Source organism: Edaphocola aurantiacus, from assembly GCF_019797745.1.
GTDB lineage: Bacteria > Bacteroidota > Bacteroidia > Chitinophagales > Chitinophagaceae > Edaphocola > Edaphocola aurantiacus.
Genome location: NZ_VOSI01000004.1, coordinates 587,702 through 612,983 on the forward strand (window position 1 = coordinate 587,702; position 25,282 = coordinate 612,983).

Here is a 25,282-nt window from a genome sequence, read left to right on the forward strand (position 1 = left end):
TATTATAATGATAAATAGGGTGCAATTTTACGATATTTTTCGTCATTTATCAAAGGAACTTTCCTGAAATCTTCTATTTGTTTAAAGCTCCCTATATCCTTATGGTATAGAAGTATATACTTTGTCATTTTGCGGGTATAGGGATGTTGCAGCCATTCCGCCTCTGTAGCATTGTTCAGACTGATCTTACGGACCGCACTTTCCTCTATAATAATATATGGTTCGATAGCCATATACAAACTGTCGCTCATGCCGTATACTTCTTTCAATTGTTCTTTTGCGACAAAGCCGCCGAGGGTTTCACGATAATTGATAATGCGCCCGGCATAGCCCGTGCCGATACCCCGCAAACTCATGAGCTCTTCTGCAGTACAGGTATTGATCAGAATAGGCTTGTTCTGCTTGCGCGGATATGGGTGATAAGACTGGCTGCTGTCTGGCCTGTAATTGGGATAAGTATGCTTGTTATTATTATAAGCATACTTACGCTGCGCTCCGGGCTCCTGTGGTATACTGATGTAAGGCAGCAACCTCTTGTAGTCTGCCTCACTGAGTGTATAGATTTTAGCAAAATCTTCTTTGTCATAAAACCGGCCGCCTTTACTACGGTATTTACATATAGTACGGGCTACCTTTTCGGGCAGGCCCAGCCGGATAAAGTCCTGCTCACTGGCAGTATTGGGGTTAAAGGGGAACAAAACCGTGTTTGGAGCAGGCGTGCTGATGCGATCGGCAGACTCGTCCCAGGCGTTTTCTTTATTATTATCGTAAGGTTTTGGATCTGTAACAGTGTAACTACCGGTATCGGAGACTGGTAGTTTGGTTTCGTGGTTTTCAAATACGGAACTAAGACGCCAGAAAAGAGTAGTGCCGAGGAGCAGGATACCCAGCACAATAATCCCCTTGACCTGGCTTTTAGACAAAGCCGGTTGTGGTTGTTTTTTCTTCATATTTAGGTTTAATTTATATTCAATATTATATGAATATGGTATAAAGAAAAAATCCTGTTTCCGAAAAGAAACAAGATTTTTATAATAGAATGAATGTAAATTGATTACTTATTTATAATTTCGCACACTCATTTGCGATTTCAGTACTTGCAGCAAACATCTTCCTTTTTTTGTACGGCCGGGCATATTGCCTGTACCGATTATCGCCGATCAGATCGATTGTTGTACTATTTACACAGGATGCTGCTTCTTTTCGGAGCCGGAAAGTTGTATGAATGTAGCAGAAAACAGGAGGGAATATGGTATATTCTCTTGCGAATGTAATGTAAAATATAATTTTTTTACATTATTAAGGAAAAATAACTTACCTTTGCATTCCTTTTAGAAATTATGGCAAAACAGCCCCTTATCAAACAAGACGGAAATATTATAGAAGCCTTATCCAATGCAATGTTCAGGGTAAGACTGGAGAACGGACATGAGATATTGGCAACGATATCCGGCAAAATGCGGATGCACTACATTCGTATCCTGCCAGGTGATAAAGTTGGGGTAGAGATGAGTCCTTACGATCTTACCAGAGGTAGAATTATTTATCGCTACAAATAAGATTGTCCTTCTGAAAGACCAAATCAGTTTAATTGTAAAACTATAATAATTAACTAACATGAAAGTTCGTGCAGCCATTAAAAAGCGTAGTGCAGATTGTAAAATCGTGCGTCGCAAAGGCAAATTGTATGTGATCAACAAAAAGAATCCTCGTTTCAAACAACGTCAGGGTTAATTTTAAATTTTTAAATTTTTAAACAAAATTTCTTAAATGGCTCGTATAGCTGGTATTGACTTACCTAAAAACAAACGTGGCGAAATAGGTTTGACCTATATTTTTGGAATCGGCCGCAGCACCGCTCGTTACATTTTAGAGAAATCAGAAATCGATTTCGATAAAAAAGTAAACGAATGGAATGATGATGAACAAGCTTCTATCCGTAACATTATTGCTTCTGAATTTAAAGTAGAAGGTCAATTACGTTCTGAAGTTCAAATGAACATCAAACGCTTAATGGATATCGCTTGTTATCGTGGCGTGCGTCACCGTAAAGGCTTACCATTACGTGGTCAGCGTACCAAAACCAACAGCCGTACCCGTAAAGGTAAACGTCGCACTGTTGCAGGTAAGAAAAAAGCTGCGAAGAAGTAAACCAATTAAAATTGGTGTGGATGCCGGATCTCTATTCACTTCTTCGGGAGGGAGGGTTCACCCAGCTAAGTGCTTAGTTGCTTAGTTATTTTTTAAACATTCAAAGATTACCTTATTTAAAATGGCAAAAGGAAAAGTAAATGCGGCTAAGGCTGCTGCCAAAAAAAGAGTCGTTAAGGTTGAGCCACATGGTGATGTGCACGTAACTTCGACTTTCAACAACATTATTATCAGTTTTACAAATAAACAAGGTCAGGTGATCTCCTGGTCTTCTGCAGGTAAAATGGGCTTCCGTGGTTCTAAAAAGAACACACCATACGCTGCACAACAAGCTGCTGCTGATGCTGCAAAAGTTGCAATTGATGCTGGTTTGAAAAAAGTAGATGTAATCGTGAAAGGACCTGGTTCTGGTCGTGAAGGTGCTATCCGTTCCGTTGCTAACAGCGGTATCGAGATCGTTACCATCAAGGATATTACGCCAATTCCACACAACGGTTGTCGTCCTCCGAAAAAACGTAGAGTATAATCTATTTTTTTATATAGCTATTAGATTAATCGCCTAAAATGCGGTTAATCTAATAGTGTTTATAATATTCCTTATTTTTTTAAAACCTTTCAGATCGGCTTTTACGATTTTTAGATGAGCTGAAAGGAGTGTTACAAAAATCGATAAAACTTAAATATAAAATGGCTCGTTACACAGGACCAAAGAACAAGATCTGCCGTATTTTCGGTGAACCAATTTTAGGATCAGGTAAAAACTTATCAAAAAACAGCAATCCTCCGGGTATGCACGGTGGTAACCGTAAGCGTAAAGCTCCATCTGAGTATGCTGTTCAACTGAAAGAAAAACAAAAGGCGAAATACACTTACATGGTGTTAGAGAAGCAATTCCGTAACATCTATAAAGAAGCATCTCGTCTGAAAGGTGCAACTGGTGAGAACCTGATCAAATTATTAGAATCTCGTCTGGACAATACCGTTTACCGTTTAGGTTTAGCGCCTACACGTCCTGCTGCCCGTCAGCTGGTATCTCACAAACACATCCTGGTGAATGGTGAGTCAGTAAACATCCCTTCTTACATTCTGAAACCTGGTGATGTAATCGAACTGAAACCAAAATCTAAAGTTAACACTGCTGTGATTAGCCTGGTTCGTGGTAAAGGTTTAAACATTAACTGGCTGGATATGAACGAGAAAGAATTCAAAGGAACCTTTATCTCTGCTCCTGAGCGTGAGTTTGTTCCTGAGAATATCAAAGAGCAATTAATCGTAGAGTTGTACTCTAAATAATAAAAATGCAATTACCTCAGCCCTGGTTGAGGTAATTGATATTTTTCTTATTATATTGCAACAAAAATTATTTATAGACCGGATACATCGTTCGGTTGAAACTTCAAAAAAACAACTCTTTCAATATGGCTATATTGAATTTTCAGAAGCCCGACAAAATTGTATTGCAAAAAGCAACAGACTTTGAAGCACAATTTGAATTCCGTCCGTTGGAGCCTGGTTACGGTGTGACAATCGGTAATGCCCTGCGTAGAGTTTTATTGAACTCTCTGGAAGGTTATGCTATTACCGGTATCAAAATCGCTACTGTAGACCACGAATTCGATACAATTAAGGGTGTTATTGAAGATGTTACAGAAATTATCCTGAATTTAAAGCAAGTTCGTTTTAAATCCATTACAGAAGGAAGCATTTCTTCTGATAAAGTTTCCCTGGTAATCAAAGGTAAAGAGCAATTCACTGCAGCAATGATTGGTGAAGCAACTCCTAACTTTGAGGTAATGACCCCGGATCTGGTGATCTGTAACCTGGATACTTCTGCTACTCTGGAAATAGAAATTCATATCGGGAAAGGTCGTGGTTATGTTCCTGCTGAAGAGAACCGTCCAAAAGACCCGGCAATCAATTTCATCGCTATCGACTCTATCTTTACGCCAATCAAAAACGTTAAGTATTCTATCGAGAATACCCGTGTTGAGCAACGTACTGACTATGAGAAACTGGTTATGGAAGTGATTACTGATGGTACTATCCATCCGGAAGAAGCCGTTAAAGAAGCATCCCGTATTCTGATCCAACACCTGATGATCATCACAGATGAAAATATTTCTCTGGACACTAAACGTGAAGAGAAAGAAGAGACTGTAGATGAGGGCTTGTTGCAATTACGTAAAGTACTGAATACTCCACTGGAAGATTTAGAACTGTCTGTACGTGCATTCAACTGTCTGAAAGCTGCTAAGATCAACTCTCTGATTGAGCTGGTACAATACACTCAGGAAGAGTTAATGAAATTCCGCAACTTCGGTCAGAAATCTTTAACTGAAATCGAACAGGTTTTAGGTGAAAGAGGTCTGAGCTTCGGTATGGATGTTAGTCGCGTAAAACTGAGTGAGTCAAATCACTAATCAATAATATTACCGTTTGGTTCCCCTGAACCAAACGGTTCTCTATTTCATAACATTTATCATCGTTTTATTAGGCTTCGGCCTCAGGGTAATAAAACAGTACTGTATTCCTTGACACGGTACAGTATCATTAAATCATTTTAAGTCATGCGTCACGGAGACAAAGTAAACAATTTAGGTCGTACCTCAGCTCACAGAAAAGCTTTATTAAGCAACCTGGCTTCTCAACTGATCGAGCACAAAAGAATCATCACTACTCAAGCTAAAGCTAAAGCTTTACGCGTTTATGTAGAGCCACTGATCACTAAATCTAAAAATGATACTACGCACAATCGTCGTACAGTGTTCAGCTACCTGCAAAACAAAGAGTCTATCAAAGAATTATTTGATGTGATCAGCGAAAAAGTTGCAGGCCGTCCTGGTGGTTACACTCGTATCATTAAATTAGCTCCTCGTATGGGTGATGCTGCTGAAATGGCAATGATCGAGTTAGTAGACTTCAATACAGTGTACAACAAAGATGCAAATACTGCAGCTGCTAAGAAAACTCGTCGTAGCCGTGGTGGTGCAACTAAGAAAGTTGAAGCTGCTCCTCAAGCAGAAGAAACAACTACTACAACTGAAGAAGGTACTGAAAATACAGAAGCTTAATTTCAGTTTAGGAATACCTTATTCCTGATATAAAAAAGAAGCCATCGCATTTGCGGTGGCTTCTTTTTTATATCTTCTCAGGTTTTATTTTACACGGGACATCAACATGTCGAAGGTGATCTGCTCTACTGCTTTCTGGCTCCCGTCTTTCTCTACAAGCGCTTTCCCTAGGCCTTTTACACGATATACATCCACATCGTTAAATACGGTGGTTACAGAATGAGAATAGGCAATATCGCTGACCTGGATAGCATAACTGTTATCCGCAGAGACATCTCCATACCAGCTATTGTTTGCATCTGAATCATAGTTTATCATCACATACGTACCATTAGTAGTATTCTGGCGAATTGTCTGCCCCTTTAAGGCCATGAAAACAGCTTCGCTTACTTCGTCATGGTCAAAGACAAAAGCGATCTCTAATGAGGGGTAGGGGACGATGCCATTGACGCTGTTAGTCGCAAAGCCTCCGACCATATTTGATGAGCTGGATACCAGTTGCGCAAAATTCTTGTTATACCCAAGTTTGGTTTGGCTACCGTTAAAGGTAAAACTTGCAGAGTAAGTAGCGCTCGTATTATTACCATTGCTATTCCCGTTATTATCGGGTTGTGTATTGATTTTGGTACAGGATGCGAAGAGGCTTAACAGGGCTGCAGAAAGTAACAGTACTTTTTTCATGATCCAATAAATGTGTTTAAACATTTTCGGCAATGTAGTCATTACTGTCTGATTTCGAAAGCATTTTATCACCTGGTTTTGAGTTAGAGTAAAAAAATAGAGGAGACTGAAATCAGTCTCCTCTATTTTTTATGTTTTGTATACTTATATACTTATTTGTTAGAATCATTACTCCAGCTACCGATATTCGCCATACCCCAGCGGTCCATGCTCGCAAAGGCAAAGTCCGTTTTGTAACGTTGCGGAATATTTTCAGGATTAATGAAAGCACCCATTTCGTAAGAAGGGAAAATCTCTTCGTAAGTCAGCATTGAGTTCAAGGAAATACGACGGTAGATATGAGAGCGGGTCAGCTCTTCTTTGCTGCTTAAACCTGCAGCGCCCAGCAGTTCTACAAAGTTTTCAATTGTATATTTATGGAACTGTGCTACACGTGTTTTCTTATCTTCTACTACCAGACCTACTGATAACGTTTTGTCCTGTGTTGCTACACCTACCGGACACTTATTGGTATTACACATCAGTGCCTGTATACAACCTACCGCCATCATCATTGCACGGGCAGAGTAACAAGCGTCTGCACCCAGAGCCATTGCTCTTACCAGGTGGAAACCGCTGGTCATTTTACCGGAAGCCAGTACTTTAATGTGTTTTTTGATATCCAAACCTCTGAGGATGTTAGAAACGAAATCCAGACCATCCAGTAAAGGAGCACCTACATAGTTAGAAAACTCTTGCGGCGCTGCACCAGTACCACCTTCACCACCATCTACAGTAATAAAGTCAGGATAAATATCCAGGGCCATCATCGCTTTACAAATACTGATGAATTCAGATTTGTGACCGATACATAATTTGAATCCTACCGGTTTACCACCACTTAATTCTCTCAGTTTCTGTACGAACTGGATCAACTCTTTTGGCGTATTGAAGGCAGAGTGGAATGGAGGAGATGCCACCAGTGTATACGGCTGGATCGCACGGATTGCGGCAATTTCCGGAGTGTTTTTAGCAGCAGGCAGGATACCACCATGACCTGGTTTAGCACCTTGGGAAATTTTGATCTCGATCATTTTCACATTATCCAGCTGTGCTTTCTCCGCAAACAGTTCCGGAGAGAAACCTCCGTTTGCATCACGGCAGCCGAAATAACCGGTACCGATCTGCCAGATAATGTCACCACCATGTTTCAGGTGATAAGGACTCAAGCCACCCTCTCCGGTATTATGAGCAAAGCCACCGATTTGTGCACCGGCATTCATTGATTCAACCGCGTTAGAGCTCAGTGAACCATAACTCATCGCTGAGATATTATAAATACTCAGGTCATAAGGTTTGGAACAATCTTTATTGCCCACCAGTACGCGCGGATTGTGATTCAGTGATTTGAAATCTTTTGGAGCAATAGAGTGACACATCCATTCATAACCCTCGGCATAAACATCCAGTTGGGTACCGAAAGGCATGGTATCGTTCTCTTTTTTAGCTCTCTGGTAAATTGTAGAACGATCGATTCTGTTGATCGGACGACCATCAATGTCACTTTCTACGAAATACTGATAAATTTTCGGGCGCATATCTTCCATGAACCAACGCAGTCTGCCAAACACGGGATAAATACGCATGATCGAGTGCTTGGTTTGGAACATGTCGTAATACCCCAATGCGGTGAGCAAGACCGTAATCCCGAAGAATACATACCAGTTTTTACTTAAGAAAACAGATAAGCCCAATGTTAGTATGACTAACAAGGTCGAAATAATGATAAACCCCTTACGCATGATACTTTTTATCTACTTTTTTTTAAACAATCCGCGAACTTAAAACGAATAAATTACTTAATCAAATAAATAACAAAGCTTTGTAGTGTCAGAAAGTTTTTAAAACACGTATAAGCCAATACAGTACTGGTTTACAGCATTTTACTGCCAAAAGAAAAAGGAAGCAGTTCTTTTGCATCTTTAACAGATAGGATAGTGCCATCGGCACTGCACATTAATATATGTATCGCTGCCTGCTGGCGTTGCGATACTTCATTAATCACCTGTCTGCAGATACCACAGGGAGATAAAACCTCATGCATCATCGACGGATCGATCTGCTTTTTGGTATAGGTAATGGCAATAGCGGTAACCGTAACACCGGGATGCAGGACGGCAGCTGTATGCAGAGCAACCCTTTCGGCGCAGGTACCGGCAGGAAAAGAGGCATTTTCCTGGTTACTGCCTCTGATTATCTGCCCATTGGCCAGTAAGACAGCCGCACCGACCTGAAATCCTGAGTATGGAGCATACGCAAGATGCTCAGCCGCATACTGCGCTTCCCGGATCAGTTCCTGTAAAGAAGGTTCCAGGGCCGCAGCCTCTGGAAAAATATCATACTCTAGCCGTACAGATGGCATACTATATATTATATGATTATACGCAATATACTGAAATATAATATAACATATGCTAAACTTATTTTAGAACCGGAATGAAAAAGTATAGGCTATATTTGCGCTGTAAAACAATTTGCTGCGGCAGATATAATATATATGCAAGAAACAGTTAATCATAGTTCAGGTATGAAAGGATTTTGGAAGTATTTTCTGGCCTCATTGCTGGCCATAGTAGTATCGGGGATACTGCTCATGTTTATTTTCTTTGGATTTATGGGCGCATTGGCCAGTTCGGTAACGAGCAGCCAGGTAGCCGTGATCAAGTCCAACAGTATACTGGAGATAGACCTGTCCAAACCCATCAGTGAGATTCCGCAGGCCAATATCCTGTCGGCCATTACCGGCGGTGCCCCTGCTGCAGAAGTCGGTTTGTTCGAAGTATTGAGCGCCATTGAAATGGCTAAAACGGACGAGCACATCAAGGGTATATTTTTAAAAGCCGGTGGTAACAGCAATGGCTGGGCTACTTCCCAGCAATTACGTAAAGCGCTGGAAAGCTTCAAAAGCAGTGGCAAGTTTATTTATGCCTATGCAGATGGCATTACCCAGAAGGCATATTATGTTGCTTCGGTTGCAGATAGCGTATTCATCAATCCGGTTGGTAATGTAGAGCTTAAAGGCTTGAGTACCAATATTATGTTCTATAAAGGACTGTTAGATAAACTGGAAGTACAACCTGAAATCTTCTATTGTGGCAAGTTCAAAAGCGCGACCGAGCCGCTGAGAGCCTATAAAATGACAGATGAAAATCGTACCCAGATCTCGGCCTACCAGAATGATCTGTGGGCAGAAATGGTTGGAGTAGTCGTGCAGCATACAGGTATGGATAGTACCACGGTGGATTCTCTGGTAAATGCCGGCGCGATCCAAACCAGTGCAGATGCTATTCAGTATAAACTGGCAGACGGACTGAAATACCAGGATGAGGTAGAGCAATTGCTGAAAGCAAAATCCGGTATTGATGCAGATAAAGAACTGAATTTTGCCTCTCTGTCTGATTATAAAAGCAGGTTATCGCAGAAACCAAGCAGTAATCACATCGCTTTACTGATCGCAGAAGGTTCTATTATAGATGGCAAAGCCGGCGCTAATTCCGGTTCTGTTATTGCCTCCGACGATTTTATTAAAGAGATCCGCAGGGTAAGAGACGATGAATCGATAAAAGCAGTGGTGTTGAGAGTCAATTCTCCGGGAGGATCGGCGCTGGCCTCTGAAAACATCCTTCGCGAACTGCAGTTATTAAAAGCCAAGAAGAAACTGGTGACCTCTATGGGTGATTATGCCGCTTCAGGTGGTTATTATATTGCCTGTCAGTCCGATAGTGTATTTGCCATGCCTAATACCATCACCGGTAGTATTGGGGTGTTTGGGGTGATGATGAATACGGAGAAACTGTTTAATAATAAACTGGGCATTACTTTTGATGTAGAAAAGACCGCGCCAATGGCAGATATGGGTGATATGAACAGACCGTTTACCGAGCGGGAGCGCCAGATCATTCAGCATGGAGTAGATACTATATATAGCACCTTTAAAAGTCGTGTAGCAGCAGGCCGTAAGCTGGATATTGCTTATGTAGACAGCGTAGGACAGGGTAGAGTATGGACTGGTAAGGCAGCCCTGAATCTGCACCTGGTAGATGGCCTGGGCGGTATGGACAGAGCGATAAAAGCAGCAGCGAGTCTGGCGGGCATCAGCGAGTACAGGGTAGTGACCTTTCCAAAACCGACTTCGGATATTGAACGCCTGCTGAAGATGGTGAATGGTAAAGATGCAAATAGTGCATTATTAACCAAGCAATTGGTACAGAACGAATTAGGCTTTAGCTTTGATGCATATCAACAGTTTAAGCTGCTGATGAATAACCGTAACCAGGTATGGATGATGTTACCTTTCTTACCCGAAACGAAATAAGGTTACGATTCCTTAAACAAACAAATTAGGCTGAATATACTCGTTGTATCATGGATATGCAGTATATTTGGAGGTTGAAAATTAAATACAAACACGAACAAACATATTATGGCTGAAGTAGTACGTATGCCCTTATTAAGTGATACCATGAAAGAAGGTGTTATCGCGGGCTGGCACAAGAAAGTTGGAGATAAGGTAAAAGCGGACGATGTAATTGCAGATGTGGAAACAGATAAGGCAACTATGGAAGTAATGCCCTATGTCGACGGTACCATTTTATACATCAGCGACAAAAAGAATATTCCGGTAAACGATATTTTAGCTATTATAGGCAAAGAGGGTGAGGATATATCTTCTTACCTGAATGAATCTGCTGCGCCTGCAGCACCTGCTGAAGCCACTCCGGCTCCGGCGGCAACTGCACCTGCTGCAGCGGCTCCGGTTGCTGCTCCGGATACCTCACTGGCAAGTGTAATTCAGATGCCATTGTTGAGTGATACCATGAAAGAAGGTAAGATCGCGGCATGGCTTAAGAATGTTGGTGATACGGTTAAATCTGACGATGTTATCGCAGAGGTAGAAACCGATAAAGCGACAATGGAAGTAATGCCTTACGCTGATGGTGTATTATTATACCAGGCCGTTCCTGCGGGACAAGGCGTACCGGTAAATGGTGTTATGGCTATCGTGGGTAAAGCGGGTACAGATGTACAACCATACCTGGATTACTATGCACAAAAAGATAAAGCACCTGCTGCTGAAAGCACTTCAGCTCCGGCACCAGCTGCATCTGCTCCTGCAACACCTGCAGCGGAGACAAAGACAGAAAGCGATGACAGCCGTGTGAAAATCTCTCCTCTGGCGAGAAAAATGGCTAAAGATAAAGGTATCACCCTCTCTGAGCTGAAGGGCAGCGGAGATGGTGGCCGTATTATAAAGAAAGACGTAGAGAATTATGTACCTGCTGCTAAAGCAAGCACAGCTTCCGGTACGGCTGCACCTGTAATTGCAGGTCAGGAATCTCATACAGACATTGAGTTATCTCAAATGAGAAAGGTAATTGCACAACGCCTGAGCGAGAGCATGTTTACCGCCCCTCACTTCTACCTGAAGATATCTGTAAATATGGATAAAGCGATGGATGCCCGTACGGCAATGAACGCTATATCTGAATCCAAAATTTCCTTCAATGACCTGGTGATCAAAGCATCTGCAATGGCACTGCGTAAGCACCCTGCTGTAAACAGCAGCTGGATGGGCGATTTCGTAAGAGAAAACCACCATATCCATATCGGTACTGCAGTAGCTATCGAAGACGGCCTGATCGTTCCGGTAGTGAAATTTGCAGATCAGAAACCGCTGTCGGCTATTGCTGCAGAAGCGAAAACACTGGTTAAAAAAGCAAAAGATAAAAAACTGCAACCACAGGAATTTACCGGTAATACCTTTACCATATCTAACCTGGGTATGATGGATATCGATGAATTTACGGCAATCATCAATCCACCGGATAGCTGTATCCTGGCGGTAGGTAAAATCGAAGCAACTCCGGTTGTAGAGAACGGTGAAATCGTGGTACGTAATATCATGAAACTGACCCTGAGCTGCGACCACCGTGTGGTAGATGGTGCTGTGGGTGCTTCATTCCTGCAAACACTGAAAGCATACCTGGAAAACCCGGTAACGATGCTAGTATAAGACCTTAACTGGTTTTACATATAAAAAATGCGCTGCAAGATTCTTGCAGCGCATTTTTTATATCCTTTATGTTGATTATTTTCTTCTATTAATCAATTTTTAATATATCTATTGATAAATATGTGATATAATTTGATTTTATGTTGAAAATTATCTTCATTTTTGGCCTGTATTAGCCATAATTATACTTCAATTGATCTATGCCAAATGATAATTGTGTAGCCGTTAATATGTGCACTAAATAACAGCTTCCAGAATCGGACCGGTATGGTAAAGCTCCAGGGGAATGGTTAATACAGGAGCAAATAAATTCCTTCGATAGCCTGTATTAAAGTGGAGAAGGTAAAACCACAACTAAACCTATGTTTAAGAAATTAACTGCAGCTATGATTGCTGCCTGTGTACTGTCCGTAACCTCCTGCGATAAGTCAAAGATGACACAGCAGCCGGACAATCAGAAACCTACAACACTTAGTACCATTTCGACGACCACACCAGTATTACATGAAGACCAGGATTTTCGTGCGATGTATACCAATGACACAATATTGAGACGCATTTCCGCAGATATGGGAGAAAAGTATTCCAACATTGATTTTGATGCACTGAAAACACAATTACAATCCTGCACTACAGTTGACCAAATGAGAGGAGTATATACTACCTATGGTATTTCCGAAGGCAACCGGATTGTAGATCTGGCAGTGGCTAATTTCGGTTACCTGCAATCCATCAGACAAAAATATCCTTCATTGGCTAATATGAGCCTGGCAGATCTTACGCAACTCTGGTCTGACGAGTGGAATAAGATTATTGTATGGCAAACGATAGGATTGACCTGCGGGCAGCAGTATGCACAGGATGTTAAGGATTGTAATGATGCATACGCAAAAACAATGTTTTGGGGAACTGCTGGAGCTTTAATAGGAGGGGCATTGTCGGGAGGTGCAGCCCTGGCGGGATATGCAGTCTTGGTAGCCGGAGCTATAGCAGATCATCATGGCTGTATCGAACGTGCCCAAAGAGATTATAATAATTGTAAAAATTAATTTATGACTAGAGATTTAAATAAACGCTACCTGGGCTTTATTGCTATGTTCTTATGTTATGGTTCTGTAATAATTTCCTTTTTTATACCAAAGGAAATGAAAGATATTAAAGACTGTATAATGAATGTGTCTCTCTTTATAGCCGCTATCTTTTTCGGATTGTTTTTCTATTATAATAGGGGAAAATGGAAGCGCTTTTTATTTTGGATCCTACTAATGTCTGGCCTGTATTTACTTATAATGTGGGTTTCTAAACCAATGATGGAGGCCCCGTTTGAATATCAACCGGTTAAGCAGAATCCGATAGATGCACATTAAAACGTAAAGCAGACACGATATTTAAATGAAACTATAGAAAGTAGCTTTTCGGCACAATAGTTTTTGCCATTTAATAGGTCTTGCCTATGGAGCCGTTCCCGGCCCGGAGTTTGGTTTCTGTTGGACAATAGCTTGTGCAAGCATTGCGCATACTAATTGTTTAGATCGAGCCCTCATAAATTATAATAATTGCACTAAATAACGATTGTATGCGCACAACATATCAGAAACAATGGCTGGCTTATGTAGCTTTATTCATTTGCGGTGTAAGTGTTCTCATTCCTGCCAATGGTAATTCAACGATTAAGTTTGCCCAATTTGCAGCACTGCTCATAGCGGGTATCCTTGCATTTATTTACATGTACTATAATATCCGTAAGCAAGCTGGTATTAATAAAAAATGGCTAGGCGTTATTGTCTTATTTATAGCATTCTTCAGTATTCCTATTTCCTCTTATCGTAATGAGACAATTATGATGGCTAAAAATATCGCTCTGGCAATAAACTTTATACTGGTGTTGATTTTTCTATATTACAACAGGCATAATAAAGTATTAATGAAACGTGGCATCCTGGTAGGGCTGGCTTTTGCTGCGATCGGAGTGATGACATACTATTTTAAAACTGCAAGATAAATATTCAACTGTAAAACATTATCTGGCAATAGTTATAGCTATTGCCAGATATTATAGAAATGAAGTCTGATGATAGTGCCATTCTCGAAGTAAGTAGCCAAATTGTTACGGCCCAGATTAGCCGGTAAGCTACCATTTTCTTTCGTTCTGTTACATCAACTTTATCCAATAAACCTACTGCTTATGTTTAAAACATTATTCAACAAAAAGGATTTTCTCGGCTGGATATTGCTGACCATCAGTGCCTGTTTATCGTATGCGCTTTCTCTTTTGCCGAAGGAGATGCGCGAGGTAAAACATCGGGTGGGATTAATATACCTGTCTTTATTACTCCTATTGCTCCTGGTGGCTTGTCATCGCCGCAAGCTGAATGCTTATGAACTGGGTTTAAGCATTGTCGTGTTGCTCCTGGTGGGTGCTTATGTGTTTTTTTCGATATAGCCGTGTAGCAGGGCTATAAAAGCCTGCCTGGGTTAATTAAGGTTAAACAGGGCTTGATTAACCTTAATTAACCGGGTACTCTGCATCACGGCTTTTATTTTTGATGAAAATTAAATGAAGCATTCTTTATGAGAAAATTGTTTTTATTATTCGGAGTATGTGCAATAGTGTCAGGAGGCAGCCTCCATGCACAACTCAGCAAAGGCGGTCTGCCGCTTTCGTTCCAGGACAAAACTATATACAATAGTATGCCGGTAGCTACTTATGCCAATCCGGACTGGGATGCGTTTCTGCAACAGGAAAAAGAACAAACCGGTACCAATCATCCTTTGCAGGTCGCTCTACTGACCGGTACGGATTTCGGCTTCCCGCAATCGGGCCAGCTCATCACCTTAGATAATGGCCAGAAAATATGGAGAGGCAAGATACAGATATCAGGCGCACCGGCCATCGGTTTGTTGTATGATCGTTTCTTCCTGCCCAAAGGTGTACGCATGTTCCTGAGCAATGCCAATCAAAAGCAGGTCATGGGTGCATTTGATCACAGCAACAATATCGAGGATGGGGTATTCTCTTCAGATGCGATACAGGGCGATGTAATTACTGTCGAACTGAATATTGATGCAAATGTAGACCTGAACAATATCAAACTGCATATTGATAAGGCCATGGTCTTCCACCGTGCTATCGAGCACCTGAAGCTGTATTCCATTTCCGGAGATCAGCCACTGGATCAGATCGATGCCCAGCTGAATGGCAGATCATCTGTCTGCAACATAAATGCGATATGCCCGCAGGGTACGGGTTATGGCAATAACCGTACCGCAACAGTTCAGATCATTCACTCCGACGGGTCGGCCTGTAGCGGAACTCTGGTAAACAATACCGGCAATACTACCGCAAGTTGTAAGCCATATATCCTTACTGCATCACACTGTAATCAATCCGGTTCAGAAGATGCCAACAACCCCTTTAACCAGTACCTGGTGCGCTTCAATTTTGAAAACAGCGCCTGTACCGGAGGTGCGGCGGCCACTACGAGTCATACCCTGCAAGGGGTAAGGAAAGTAGCCCGTTCGGCGTACTCTTCTGCTACTCCTGCAGATCAAACCAAGGGAGACTTTATGTTGTATGAGCTGTTACAGAATATTCCTACGGCAGCAGGTGCTACTTTATCCGGCTGGAATAATAGTCCGTCTATAGCCAACAGTTATACCGCTCCTAAGAAATTTATAGGGTTTCATCACCCTTATGGAGATAATAAAAAACTATCCACTACACAAGCCATGCAGAGTGCAGATGTAGGTGCGAGCGGCAGTCACTGGGAGATTTTGTGGAACGAAGGTTATGCGGCTCCCGGCTCTTCAGGAAGTGGTTTGTTTAATGCTGATGGAGTACTGGTAGGTATCGCCTCGGTAGCAGGGGAGTATCAGCCACCTGCCAGCTGTAAAGTAGATGCTTTCGGAGCGACTGTATATGCCATGGATGCCGTTTATTACAGCAAGTTTGCGTATGACTGGGATTATAGTGTAGATGGTGCGGCCACTACCCGTAAACTGAAGCCATGGCTGGACCCGGCAAATACCGGTGCCACTACTGTTGCTACGGTGAAATCTGACTGTTCTGCGGCCAATACGACAAGTGTAAATACCGTAAGCAGAGACCTGTCTGATAATATTTCCGTTTACCCTAATCCGGCTACAGGTTATCATGTACAACTGCAATACAATCTGCAGGCGGCGACAAACCTGTCTATTACCCTATATGATGTAACCGGTAAGGCAGTATATCAGGCTGAGGTATTAAAAGCACAATCCGGTATGAAAAAACTGGATGTAAGCAGTTTGCCAAATGGTATCTACCTGGTGAAAGTGGCGGCAGAGGATGGTTTTGCTACTAAAAAGATTATGATTCAACGATAGTTTGAGAGATATATGTAATAAGAACGGTTCGGATATTCTGAACCGTTCTTGCATTTAACACAAGCTCACCTCCACACTATTATAGCAGGTCCCTACCATCTCGGATGGTTCGGGCGGTAATGATTATTGTAGTGGCGGGGTGCATGGTACATATGTGGTCGCGCATAGCCGGGACTACGGTAATAACCATGTGGCCTGTAATGATTTTGGTAATATGGACGTGGATAAGGACTCACCACGCAGCTTTGAAAAAGCATCGCCCCTAAAAATAAAAACAGGGCATAAAAAACAAAGGTTTTCATTTTATTACTGGTTTTATAAGTTATCAGTCTATGACGCCAACTTATATCCAAGGTTTAAGCCGCAAGCCTTTATAAACAGGCTTTAGCACTGCATTAAGTTAATGTGATGTTGCGATTGGAATGCTAGCGTGCGTATTCAGGTGCTTTGTCATTGGACTAACATATTTTTTAGCAGCAATATTAATATTCGTAATTTCGTTAATATTGTAAGCTTAATTTTTATTTGAAGTATAAATGAAAAAATCTCTATTAATCGGTGCAGTCCTGGCAAGCACAATATATAGTGCCCAGGCGCAGATCAGCCAGGGTGGCCTGCCACTGTCTTTACGCAATAAAGTATCCTACAGCAACATTCCATTGTCCAGCTACAGTAATCCGGACTGGAATGCTTACCTGGAGCAGGCTTCGGCAGATTTTAATCAGCCATACCTGGCCGGTTTGTACACCGCTGCAAATTTCAGTTTTCCGGCCTCGGGGCAATTGGTTACGCTTGATAACGGGCAACGTATATGGAGGGGACAGATCATGGTGCAGGATGCACCGGCGATAGGTCTGCTGTACGATAAGTTTTCTCTGCCCAAAGGGGTGCAATTGTACCTGAGTAATGAAATGCAGAACCAGGTTTTAGGTGCTTTCGATGCTACTAATAATGACCCTTCAGGTGTATTTATTACAGATGCAGTTCAAGGTGGACTGGTTAATGTAGAGTTGAATATCGACGCTGCTGTAAACCTGAGTGATATTCAGTTACACGTTGATAAAGCAATTGTATTTCATCGTGCTATTGAGCACCTGGCACAATATACCATTGGTGGCGGACAGACGATTGCGTCTGCTATTGACAGCGCACTTGTTGGGGCCTCTTCTGTATGTATGATCAATGCGATCTGCCCGCAGGGAGATGGCTATTCACGCGATAGAAAAGCAACTGTACAAACATTATTGCCGGCAGGTAACGGCGCCGCACTGTGTTCCGGTACGTTGGTCAATACCACTGCAAATAGTACTGCTAACTGTAGTAAACCTTATATTCTTACCGCATCTCACTGTGAGGGTACTGGCTCTTTAAGCAATACCACCTTCAATCAGATACTGGTTCGTTTTAATTTCGAAAAAAGTGCCTGTGCTGCTTCAAGCCAGGTGCCTACTGCACAGTCTATGACTGGTGCTAATGTAATAGCCCGTGCCAACTATAATGAATCCTTCTCTACTTCAGATATTAAAGGAGACTTCCTGTTGCTGCAACTGCGCCAGACGGTACCCGCTTCATACAATGCGATTGTAGCCGGCTGGAACAATAATGCCAATATCAGCCGCACCACCAGTGCTCCTAAGAAATTTATAGGATTTCACCACCCGGCAGGCGATGCTAAAAAAACATCTTATACTTATACTATAGGCAGTACTGATCTGGGTTCCGGCGTAAGCAATACGCACTGGGAAATGATGCTGCAGGAAGGTTATGTTGCCGGAGGATCTTCGGGTAGTGGTTTATTTAATCCGGATGGCTACCTGATCGGTATTGCATCCGTTGCCGGAGAGGCCAATCCGCCGTCTTCCTGTCATGTAAATGCCAAAGGCCAGGTAGCAGATGTATATGCAATGAACTGGGTGACCTACAGCAGATTTTCTTTTGACTGGGATTACAGTATTGATGGTACTGCCAACAATCGTAAGCTGAAACCATGGCTGGATCCTAATAATACAGGCGCAGCCACTGTAGAATCTTTAAATGCAGCAGATTGTTCTACCGTGTCCAGTACAGGAATAAATACAGTAAACAAAGATCTGTCTGATAATGTTACGATCTATCCTAATCCGGTGATCAGTGACAATGTACAACTGCAATACAACTTACCTAATGCCGGTAATATGTATATTACTGTGTATGATGTAAGCGGTAAGACAGTGTACCAGGCAGAAGTCGTAAAAGCACAATCCGGTGTGCGCAAACTGGAACTGGGCAACCTGCCGAATGGTATGTACCTGGTAAAAGTAGCTACAGAAGCAGGATTCACCACTAAAAAAGTAATGATTCAGAAGTAATCATAATGAATAACACACACAAAGGAGTGGCACTGTAAATAGTACCACTCCTTTGTCATTTTTTTGAAGTACAGATCCTGGGAACAGATTTACATCTATTTTTTCGTTAATATTGTAAGCTCAATTTTATAATCATTTATAATGAAAAGGTCTTTATTAATCGGCGTAATACTGGCAGGTACCTTTTATGGTGCACATGCCCAGATCAGCCAGGGAGGTTTACCCTTATCTTTCCAGACAGATGTCAACTTTAACAATATTCCGGTAGCCCGGTATGCCAACCCGGACTGGGATGCTTACCTGGCACAGGACAAAGAAGATACACGTTTTACCAAACCATTCCTGGCAGCTTTGTATACTACAGCTGATTTTGGTTTCCCGCAATCGGGTCAGATGATAACCCTGGATAACGGCCAACGCGTATGGAGAGGACAAATCAGTATTGCCGGTGCACCGGCGATCGGTCTGCTGTATGATCGTTTCAATCTGCCTAAAGGGGTACGTTTATACCTGAGCAATGAAAACCACAAACAGGTATTAGGCGCATTCGATGCAGAGAATAATGACGCCTCCGGTACGTTTGCAACAGATGCCATACAAGGTAATACGGTAACTGTAGAGCTGAATATTGATCCTTTTGTAGATATTAATGCCATCGAACTGCATGCTGATAAAGCAGCCGTTTTTCACCGTGCGATTGAGCACCTGCGCATATATGCAGGCAACCAGCCACTGGATCAGGTCGACGATCAGCTGAATGGATTATCTTCTACCTGTATGGTGAATGCAATATGTCCGCAGGGTACAGAATATGCCAATAACAGGAAAGCTACCGTACAGATATTGATTCCGGCTGGCCAGGGATATAGCCTTTGCTCTGGTACACTGGTGAATAATACGGGTAATGCAGTAGGTAGCTGTAAGGCTTATCTGCTTACTGCAACACACTGTGAGGGAACAGGCTCTGTGTCCAGCACAACTTTCAACCAGGCACTGACCCGTTTCAATTTTGAATATAAAAACTGTGCCGGAACAGGTGCGGAGCCGACTTCCAACACCATGGTGGGCCTGAACTTTGTAGCACGTGCTGATTACAATTCCAGTGTAAGTACAAATAATATTAAAGGAGACTTTATGCTGCTGCAGATGAAACAAGCTATCCCAAGCAGCTACGATGCAGTATTGTCTGGTTGGAATAACAGTGGTAGTATTGCTACCAGTGTCAGCGAGCCTAAGAAATTCATCGGCTTCCATCACCCAGATGGCGATAATAAAAAATTATCGTATACCCACCAGATCCAGTCATCCAGCTTAGGAGCGGCTAATACGCACTGGGCTATGATACTGGAAAACAGTTATGGATCTACCGGTTCATCGGGTAGCGGCTTATTCAATGGAGATGGCTACCTGATTGGCCAGTTGTCTATTGGTGGCGATCAAAGTGTACCGGCCTCCTGCATCAATAATGCTGCCGGTCAAGCAACTAATATCGGTGATTATGTAGCCTACAGTAAGTTCTCCTACGTATGGGATTATAGTGTAAATGGTACCGCAGATAACCGCAAACTGAAACCATGGCTTGATCCTGCTAATACTGGTGCGACTACTATTAGTGCAGTGAAATCGAACTGTTCGGTGATTACAACAACAGGTATCAAAACGTCTGCTAAAGACCTGTCTGATAATATTTCTGTTTATCCTAACCCGGTAACTGATGGTAACCTGGTGGTGCAATACAACCTTACATCCAGCCAGGACATCAATGTAAAAGTATATGACCTGTCTGGCAAAGAAGTATATACAGCGGGTTTTGCTAAGGCACAGAATGGTACCCGCAATCTGAACCTTTCCGGTTTATCCAACGGTATGTACATGGTTACCTTCTCCACAGAAGACGGATTTGCTTCGAAAAAAATAATGCTTCGAAAATAAGATTACCAAAGAGTATATATAAATATAATGGCGGGATGCAATTTGCATCCCGCCATTATATTTATATTCATTTTGATTAATTCATCATTGGGCCGCCGCCGCCGCCCGGAGGGGGAGGCATCATACCCGGAGCACCCGGAGGAGGCATCATACGATCACCTTCATTGCCATTGCTCATGTCTTTTTCAGAACTGCCTTTCTTGAAGTTTCTGATGTTGTAGGTAAAGGTCAGCATGAAATAACGTTGCAGTACATTCGAAGAAACCGTCTGATTATAGGTTTCCGTGAAGGTTTGTGCAATGCTTCTGTTCTGACCCAGTAAGTCAAATACAGATAAGCGAATTTCGGCCTGTTGCTTCGCAAATAATTTTTTTCCGATACCAGCATTCCAGAGCAGGAAATTCTGGTTAGTATTGCTGGTCAGACCCTGATAAAACTGGTGGTTCAGTTCTGTATTCAGTACCATTCCTTTCCAGAAAATATAGTTGGCCGCTAAACGGGTACTTTGGTTCAGGTAGTTATTGTCTGCATTACTGTTCAATGTATTCTTTACAAAATTCATGTTTGTATTGGAAGACAAGGTAAAGTCTATTTTTTCACTAATATTACTGCTGAATACTAATCCTACACCTGCATTACGGTTGTTGGAAAAGTTCTTCGCATCATTGATATAACCAGGTGTACGGGTAATACCACCGTTCAGGTTAATATTGATGTTAGATTTCAATGCCGGAATCGGAGTGCTGTATGTGGTAAATACATTAAAGCTGTAATAACCATCCATATTGCGTTGTGTCGTATACTGACCACCTTTTGCCAGAGATACATTATTACCCACAACAGTATCATTTGCCGCGATATAAGTGCTGTTACCGATATAGTCATTGGTCAATGACCCTCTGAACATCACGAAGAACATGCTGTTGTTCTTAGCGCTGGAGCTGGAGTAACGGCTGAACAGGTTATGCGTATACGCCTGTTTCAGATCAGTGTTACCGGAAGTCAGTTGCAGCGGATTAGAGTTGTCAATAACGTCTTGTAACTGCGTTACGCTTGGCGCATTAGTTGATGTACGGTAAAACAATCCCAGGTTTTTGGTCTTGCTGAAGTTCACGCGCATCATCGCTCTAGGCAGAATGTTTTCAAAGTTTTTATTGATGTCTGATACGTAAGGGAATACGCGATCGCCTTCCAGGATCGCCTTCTGTACATCAGCACCCGCATTGAAACGGATCTTTTTATTGTTGAATGTATAGCGCAGACCAGCAGCATTGGTTTTATAAACCGTAGTATATTGGTTGCTCAGCGCAGTATCCAGATCAGTGTAAGCAGAAGTGTTGTAATCGTAGTTATAAGTTAATCTGTCAGAATTGGTTTTCTGGTATCCATTAGTGTAACTGATCTGCAGACCACTGTTTTTAGTAATCGGTTCAGTGTACTCAACATTAGTATTCATACTCCATCCGGTACGGTTCTGATCGCCATACTGATCCAGTGTGTCGTTCAGGTTTGTTGTCGGGTAGTAAGTGTTGATTGCATAGAAGTTGCTGTTACCCTTATTACTGTTAGCCGTATTGTTTACACGGATATTGAAAGATCGACCCTGTTTCCGGAAGCGGTGGAAATACATCAGCATGTTGTTGAAGTTGTACCCGTTCAGCTTGGAAGTGTAATCATTCTTGGTAGTATTCGCAATGCTGTTGTCAATCGTGTTGGTACTACCCAGCATATTCGATGTACTGTTATTTTGCTGGAATGATACCGACGGAATCCACAGGAGTGTATTAAAGCTGTCAATTGTATATGTCAGTCGTGCATTAACACGGTGGTTATAGTTATGCGAAGTAGCATTGCTCTGCTCTGCATAGGTCTGACCAGATTCATTGTTCAGTACATACTGGCGATCGGTTTGCTGCGTTGTATTGGTATTGGTATTATTGAAGAAGTAACTAGCCGTCAGTTCTACTTTTTTACCCAGTTTATCCGTGTAGTTCAGGCCCACAGCATTGGTTTGTGCAATACCGTTTTGGGAGTTCACCATAAAGTTATTGCTGCTGTTGCCGCCGCCAGGGCCGCCTCTGCCAAATCCGCGTCCGCCGCTGGAGCTGGCAATACCCAGCAGATCCTGCGAACTGAAGTTCTGCATATTGATATTATTGCTCTGACCAATGATGCTGATGCGACGATCTCCTTTAAAGTAGTTCACATTCGCACCGGCGCTGTAGCGAAAGGCATCGTCCGTAATATTACTATTGCCTTTGAGACTATTGAAGTCCAGGCCACCGCCTGCGTAAGCTTTGCCGAAGGTACCTTCTCTTTTTTCCGCTTTGGTAATGATATTAATTGCTTTTACCGTTTCTCCGTCATCCACACCAGTCAGTCTTGATTGCTCACTTTTTTCATCATACACCTGGATTTTGCTGATAACCTCAGCAGGCAGATTTTTAAGGGTAGAAGAGGCATCATCGCCAAAGAACGGTTTACCGTCAACCAGTACTTTACTCACCTTCTCACCCTGTGCTTTTACATCACCACCGCTCAGGTCAATGCCCGGCATTTTTCTCACCAGGTCCTCAGCTGTAGCGTCAGGATTAACTTTGTAAGCATTGGCATTGAAGGTAGAGGTATCCTGGTTTTGCTGCCCGGTAATGGCCGTGCTGGTCACCGTAACCTCTTTAAGATTGGTCGCTGCTGATCCGAATTTGACAATACCAATATTCAGGTCTTTTTCACCCACCTCAACTGTTTTGTCGATAGGTTGTGCACCCATGCTGGTAATAGAAAGTATGTACTTGCCGGCTGCAACATTTTCTATAATAAAGCTACCGTCGTCGACAGTAGTTGTACTCTTTACGTATTTGTTTTCTGTAGTTTTTAATTGAACTACTGCTCCGAATACTTCTTCGTTAAAATTGTCCTTTACGATGCCGGAGATCTTTCGCATCTCCTGTGCATACATGGAAACGGACAGTAAAACTGCGATTAATGTGCTGAAAAGCCTCATATGCTGTATTGTTTGTTTTGTATATAGATAGCAAATTTGACATTTATTTGAGGATAAATGCCTTTATTAGAAACAAAAGATTGTTAAGGGTTTAATTATAAATCAATTATGCGGTGAATTAAATCTTTTCAGCGGAGTTTGTAATTCCTTTACTGAAATAATGCCGCACAGCAGGTAGATCAGCAGGCCCAAACCGGCTGTTGCCGCGATTTGTAGCCATACAGACCAGCCACTTGCCACTTGTGTAATACCATAAGCTGCAGCAAAACTCAGACCGGCAAATGCCAGGAGCCTGGCTATCCATTTGGGATCGAAATGCAGTTGCATGATCTTACGGCCAAACCAGATATTGCAGATGCTGGTAAAGAGTAGGGTGATGAATGCATTGCGGGCTGTGAAAATAGCGGCATCGCCACCGGAAGTATAAATGCCGTAAAGATTCAGTCCTACGTTAAGCAATACCGCAACCAGGGAAATGCGTACCAGGATTTTGATACTGCCATTTGCAGTAAGCAGGGTACTGTAGATATAATTAATAGCGTACATGGGCAGGCACAGCATGAGCCATTGCAATATAGGCGTGTCCTGTGTAGTCACTTCTTTGTATAAACCGGTAAAGATCTGGTCACCCCAGAACAGGGTAATCAGCACCAATCCCCAGGATGCAGGGAGCAGCAGGTTTACAGAAAGTCTGAGTATAGACTGAAAGGCCTCTTTCTGTGCAATCATCTTACCGAAGAGCGGTAATAATAAGCCTGCCAGTAATACACCAGACATATTATTGCTGACATCCAGCAATCGAAACGCTGCGGCATACTTACCGGCCACGCCTTCTCCCGCCAGTTTCTCTAAAAGGACCACATCTGAGCGCATATAAATGCTCATCAGGAACACCAGCAGGGCATAGGGTATACTACGCTTCAATACCAGCCTTACCTTACGCAAGTGTATATGATGCCAGTGAATTGTATTGAGCCGGGTACATACTTTAAATGCTGCGATCAATGCTATAGAGAACGCCACAAGCTGGGCCAGGGCAAAGTATTCGATTTTAAAATGTGCCTTAATCTGCGGCAGGAACAATAATAGTGATACGATAGCGATGACGATAAAGCGATCCAGTACGGAGAATATACTATCCGTTTTAAAGCGTTGCAAAGCTGAGATATTACTTCTGAAAAATAAGAGAAAGGAACTGGCAATCTGTAGCAGTGCCAGGATTGATAATAGTATAAAATCCTGCTGGGCAAAGCCCCAGATCAAACCCAGGATAAAGACAATAGCCAGGTATATGACCGATAAGATCAGCTTGGCCACAACAATATTAGGAAAGAGGTTACGCATAGCCTGAGGCGCTTTGGACACCGTCTGGTTGTTGTAACTCTGCAAACCGAAGTCCAGCAATACCTGGAAGATCAGCGTAAAGTTGAAAATGGCATAATAAGTGCCATATACTGTATTGCCCACTGTATTTTGCACCGTGCGGTCGATACCCATAATCCATAGTGGTTTTACTATAAGATTAACCAGGATGAGGAACAGCAGATTTTGTACAAAATGTTTACGCAAGGTCTTTTGTTTTGAATTGCAAGGTAAAGAATTCCGTTTAAAAGTGTTGGGGGGGGGGGGGGGGGGGGGCACACCATTTTTTTTTTTTTAAACGCAGGATAAAATAAAA

Annotated in this window: 22 protein-coding genes; 16 read left to right on the forward strand and 6 right to left on the reverse strand. The window is 42.4% G+C overall.

What is annotated here, in order from left to right:
* Positions 1–2: 2 nt before the first annotated feature.
* Positions 3–950, reverse strand: coding sequence for a ComEA family DNA-binding protein (locus FTD44_RS14630; protein ID WP_222167131.1), 948 nt, complete (start codon positions 948–950; stop codon positions 3–5).
* Positions 951–1,340: 390 nt separating this feature from the next.
* Here FTD44_RS14630 and infA point away from each other — a divergent pair, with 390 nt between their 5' ends.
* The 7 genes from infA to rplQ all read left to right on the forward strand — a co-directional run bounded on the left by infA (position 1,341) and on the right by rplQ (position 5,222).
* Positions 1,341–1,559: a translation initiation factor IF-1 gene (infA, locus tag FTD44_RS14635; RefSeq protein ID WP_129019469.1), complete on the forward strand. Its 219-nt coding sequence runs from the start codon at positions 1,341–1,343 to the stop codon at positions 1,557–1,559.
* Positions 1,560–1,617: 58 nt separating this feature from the next.
* A complete protein-coding gene (gene ykgO / locus FTD44_RS14640) occupies positions 1,618–1,734 on the forward strand; it encodes a type B 50S ribosomal protein L36 (protein ID WP_086099068.1) in 117 nt (38 codons plus the stop codon).
* A 36-nt stretch (positions 1,735–1,770) separates the two neighbouring features.
* Positions 1,771–2,151 (forward strand): 30S ribosomal protein S13, encoded by a 381-nt coding sequence (gene rpsM, locus FTD44_RS14645; protein WP_129019468.1) that lies wholly within the window; start codon positions 1,771–1,773, stop codon positions 2,149–2,151.
* A gap of 121 nt (positions 2,152–2,272) precedes the next feature.
* The gene (gene rpsK, locus FTD44_RS14650) at positions 2,273–2,677 is read left to right on the forward strand and encodes a 30S ribosomal protein S11 (RefSeq protein ID WP_129019467.1); all 405 of its coding nucleotides are present in this window, start codon (positions 2,273–2,275) and stop codon (positions 2,675–2,677) included.
* 161 nt (positions 2,678–2,838) lie between these two features.
* Positions 2,839–3,444, forward strand: a complete 606-nt coding sequence (gene rpsD / locus FTD44_RS14655) for a 30S ribosomal protein S4 (RefSeq protein WP_129019466.1) — start codon at positions 2,839–2,841, stop codon at positions 3,442–3,444.
* Between the two features lie 125 nt (positions 3,445–3,569).
* On the forward strand, positions 3,570–4,571 hold the full coding sequence (locus tag FTD44_RS14660; protein ID WP_129019465.1) for a DNA-directed RNA polymerase subunit alpha: 1,002 nt from the start codon (positions 3,570–3,572) through the stop codon (positions 4,569–4,571).
* A gap of 147 nt (positions 4,572–4,718) precedes the next feature.
* Positions 4,719–5,222: a 50S ribosomal protein L17 gene (gene rplQ, locus FTD44_RS14665; protein WP_222167132.1), complete on the forward strand. Its 504-nt coding sequence runs from the start codon at positions 4,719–4,721 to the stop codon at positions 5,220–5,222.
* A gap of 84 nt (positions 5,223–5,306) precedes the next feature.
* Here rplQ and FTD44_RS14670 read toward each other — a convergent pair whose 3' ends face one another.
* The 3 genes from FTD44_RS14670 to FTD44_RS14680 all read right to left on the reverse strand — a co-directional run bounded on the left by FTD44_RS14670 (position 5,307) and on the right by FTD44_RS14680 (position 8,304).
* On the reverse strand, positions 5,307–5,903 hold the full coding sequence (locus tag FTD44_RS14670; RefSeq protein ID WP_222167133.1) for a hypothetical protein: 597 nt from the start codon (positions 5,901–5,903) through the stop codon (positions 5,307–5,309).
* A 152-nt stretch (positions 5,904–6,055) separates the two neighbouring features.
* A complete protein-coding gene (locus FTD44_RS14675) occupies positions 6,056–7,684 on the reverse strand; it encodes an FMN-binding glutamate synthase family protein (RefSeq protein ID WP_222167134.1) in 1,629 nt (542 codons plus the stop codon).
* Positions 7,685–7,815: 131 nt separating this feature from the next.
* Positions 7,816–8,304 (reverse strand): cytidine deaminase, encoded by a 489-nt coding sequence (locus FTD44_RS14680; RefSeq protein WP_222167135.1) that lies wholly within the window; start codon positions 8,302–8,304, stop codon positions 7,816–7,818.
* Positions 8,305–8,469: 165 nt separating this feature from the next.
* Between FTD44_RS14680 and sppA the strand changes: the two genes are divergently transcribed.
* The 9 genes from sppA to FTD44_RS14725 all read left to right on the forward strand — a co-directional run bounded on the left by sppA (position 8,470) and on the right by FTD44_RS14725 (position 20,600).
* Positions 8,470–10,257 carry a signal peptide peptidase SppA gene (sppA, locus tag FTD44_RS14685; RefSeq protein ID WP_222167136.1) on the forward strand — a complete coding sequence of 596 codons (1,788 nt, stop codon included), beginning with the start codon at positions 8,470–8,472 and terminating at the stop codon, positions 10,255–10,257.
* 108 nt (positions 10,258–10,365) lie between these two features.
* Positions 10,366–11,955, forward strand: a complete 1,590-nt coding sequence (locus FTD44_RS14690) for a pyruvate dehydrogenase complex dihydrolipoamide acetyltransferase (RefSeq protein ID WP_222167137.1) — start codon at positions 10,366–10,368, stop codon at positions 11,953–11,955.
* 362 nt (positions 11,956–12,317) lie between these two features.
* A complete protein-coding gene (locus FTD44_RS14695; RefSeq protein WP_222167138.1) occupies positions 12,318–13,004 on the forward strand; it encodes a hypothetical protein in 687 nt (228 codons plus the stop codon).
* Positions 13,005–13,007: 3 nt separating this feature from the next.
* On the forward strand, positions 13,008–13,322 hold the full coding sequence (locus FTD44_RS14700; protein WP_222167139.1) for a hypothetical protein: 315 nt from the start codon (positions 13,008–13,010) through the stop codon (positions 13,320–13,322).
* 209 nt (positions 13,323–13,531) lie between these two features.
* Positions 13,532–13,957, forward strand: coding sequence for a hypothetical protein (locus tag FTD44_RS14705; RefSeq protein ID WP_222167140.1), 426 nt, complete (start codon positions 13,532–13,534; stop codon positions 13,955–13,957).
* A gap of 183 nt (positions 13,958–14,140) precedes the next feature.
* The gene (locus FTD44_RS14710; RefSeq protein ID WP_222167141.1) at positions 14,141–14,398 is read left to right on the forward strand and encodes a hypothetical protein; all 258 of its coding nucleotides are present in this window, start codon (positions 14,141–14,143) and stop codon (positions 14,396–14,398) included.
* A gap of 128 nt (positions 14,399–14,526) precedes the next feature.
* Entirely contained in the window at positions 14,527–16,320 is a 1,794-nt protein-coding gene (locus tag FTD44_RS14715; protein ID WP_222167142.1) for a T9SS type A sorting domain-containing protein, read from the forward strand.
* Positions 16,321–16,856: 536 nt separating this feature from the next.
* Positions 16,857–18,668 carry a T9SS type A sorting domain-containing protein gene (locus FTD44_RS14720; protein ID WP_222167143.1) on the forward strand — a complete coding sequence of 604 codons (1,812 nt, stop codon included), beginning with the start codon at positions 16,857–16,859 and terminating at the stop codon, positions 18,666–18,668.
* A 141-nt stretch (positions 18,669–18,809) separates the two neighbouring features.
* The gene (locus tag FTD44_RS14725; RefSeq protein ID WP_222167144.1) at positions 18,810–20,600 is read left to right on the forward strand and encodes a T9SS type A sorting domain-containing protein; all 1,791 of its coding nucleotides are present in this window, start codon (positions 18,810–18,812) and stop codon (positions 20,598–20,600) included.
* A 76-nt stretch (positions 20,601–20,676) separates the two neighbouring features.
* Here FTD44_RS14725 and FTD44_RS14730 read toward each other — a convergent pair whose 3' ends face one another.
* The gene (locus FTD44_RS14730; RefSeq protein WP_222167145.1) at positions 20,677–23,604 is read right to left on the reverse strand and encodes an outer membrane beta-barrel protein; all 2,928 of its coding nucleotides are present in this window, start codon (positions 23,602–23,604) and stop codon (positions 20,677–20,679) included.
* A 102-nt stretch (positions 23,605–23,706) separates the two neighbouring features.
* The gene (locus tag FTD44_RS14735) at positions 23,707–25,173 is read right to left on the reverse strand and encodes an oligosaccharide flippase family protein (RefSeq protein ID WP_222167146.1); all 1,467 of its coding nucleotides are present in this window, start codon (positions 25,171–25,173) and stop codon (positions 23,707–23,709) included.
* Positions 25,174–25,282 lie beyond the last annotated feature (109 nt).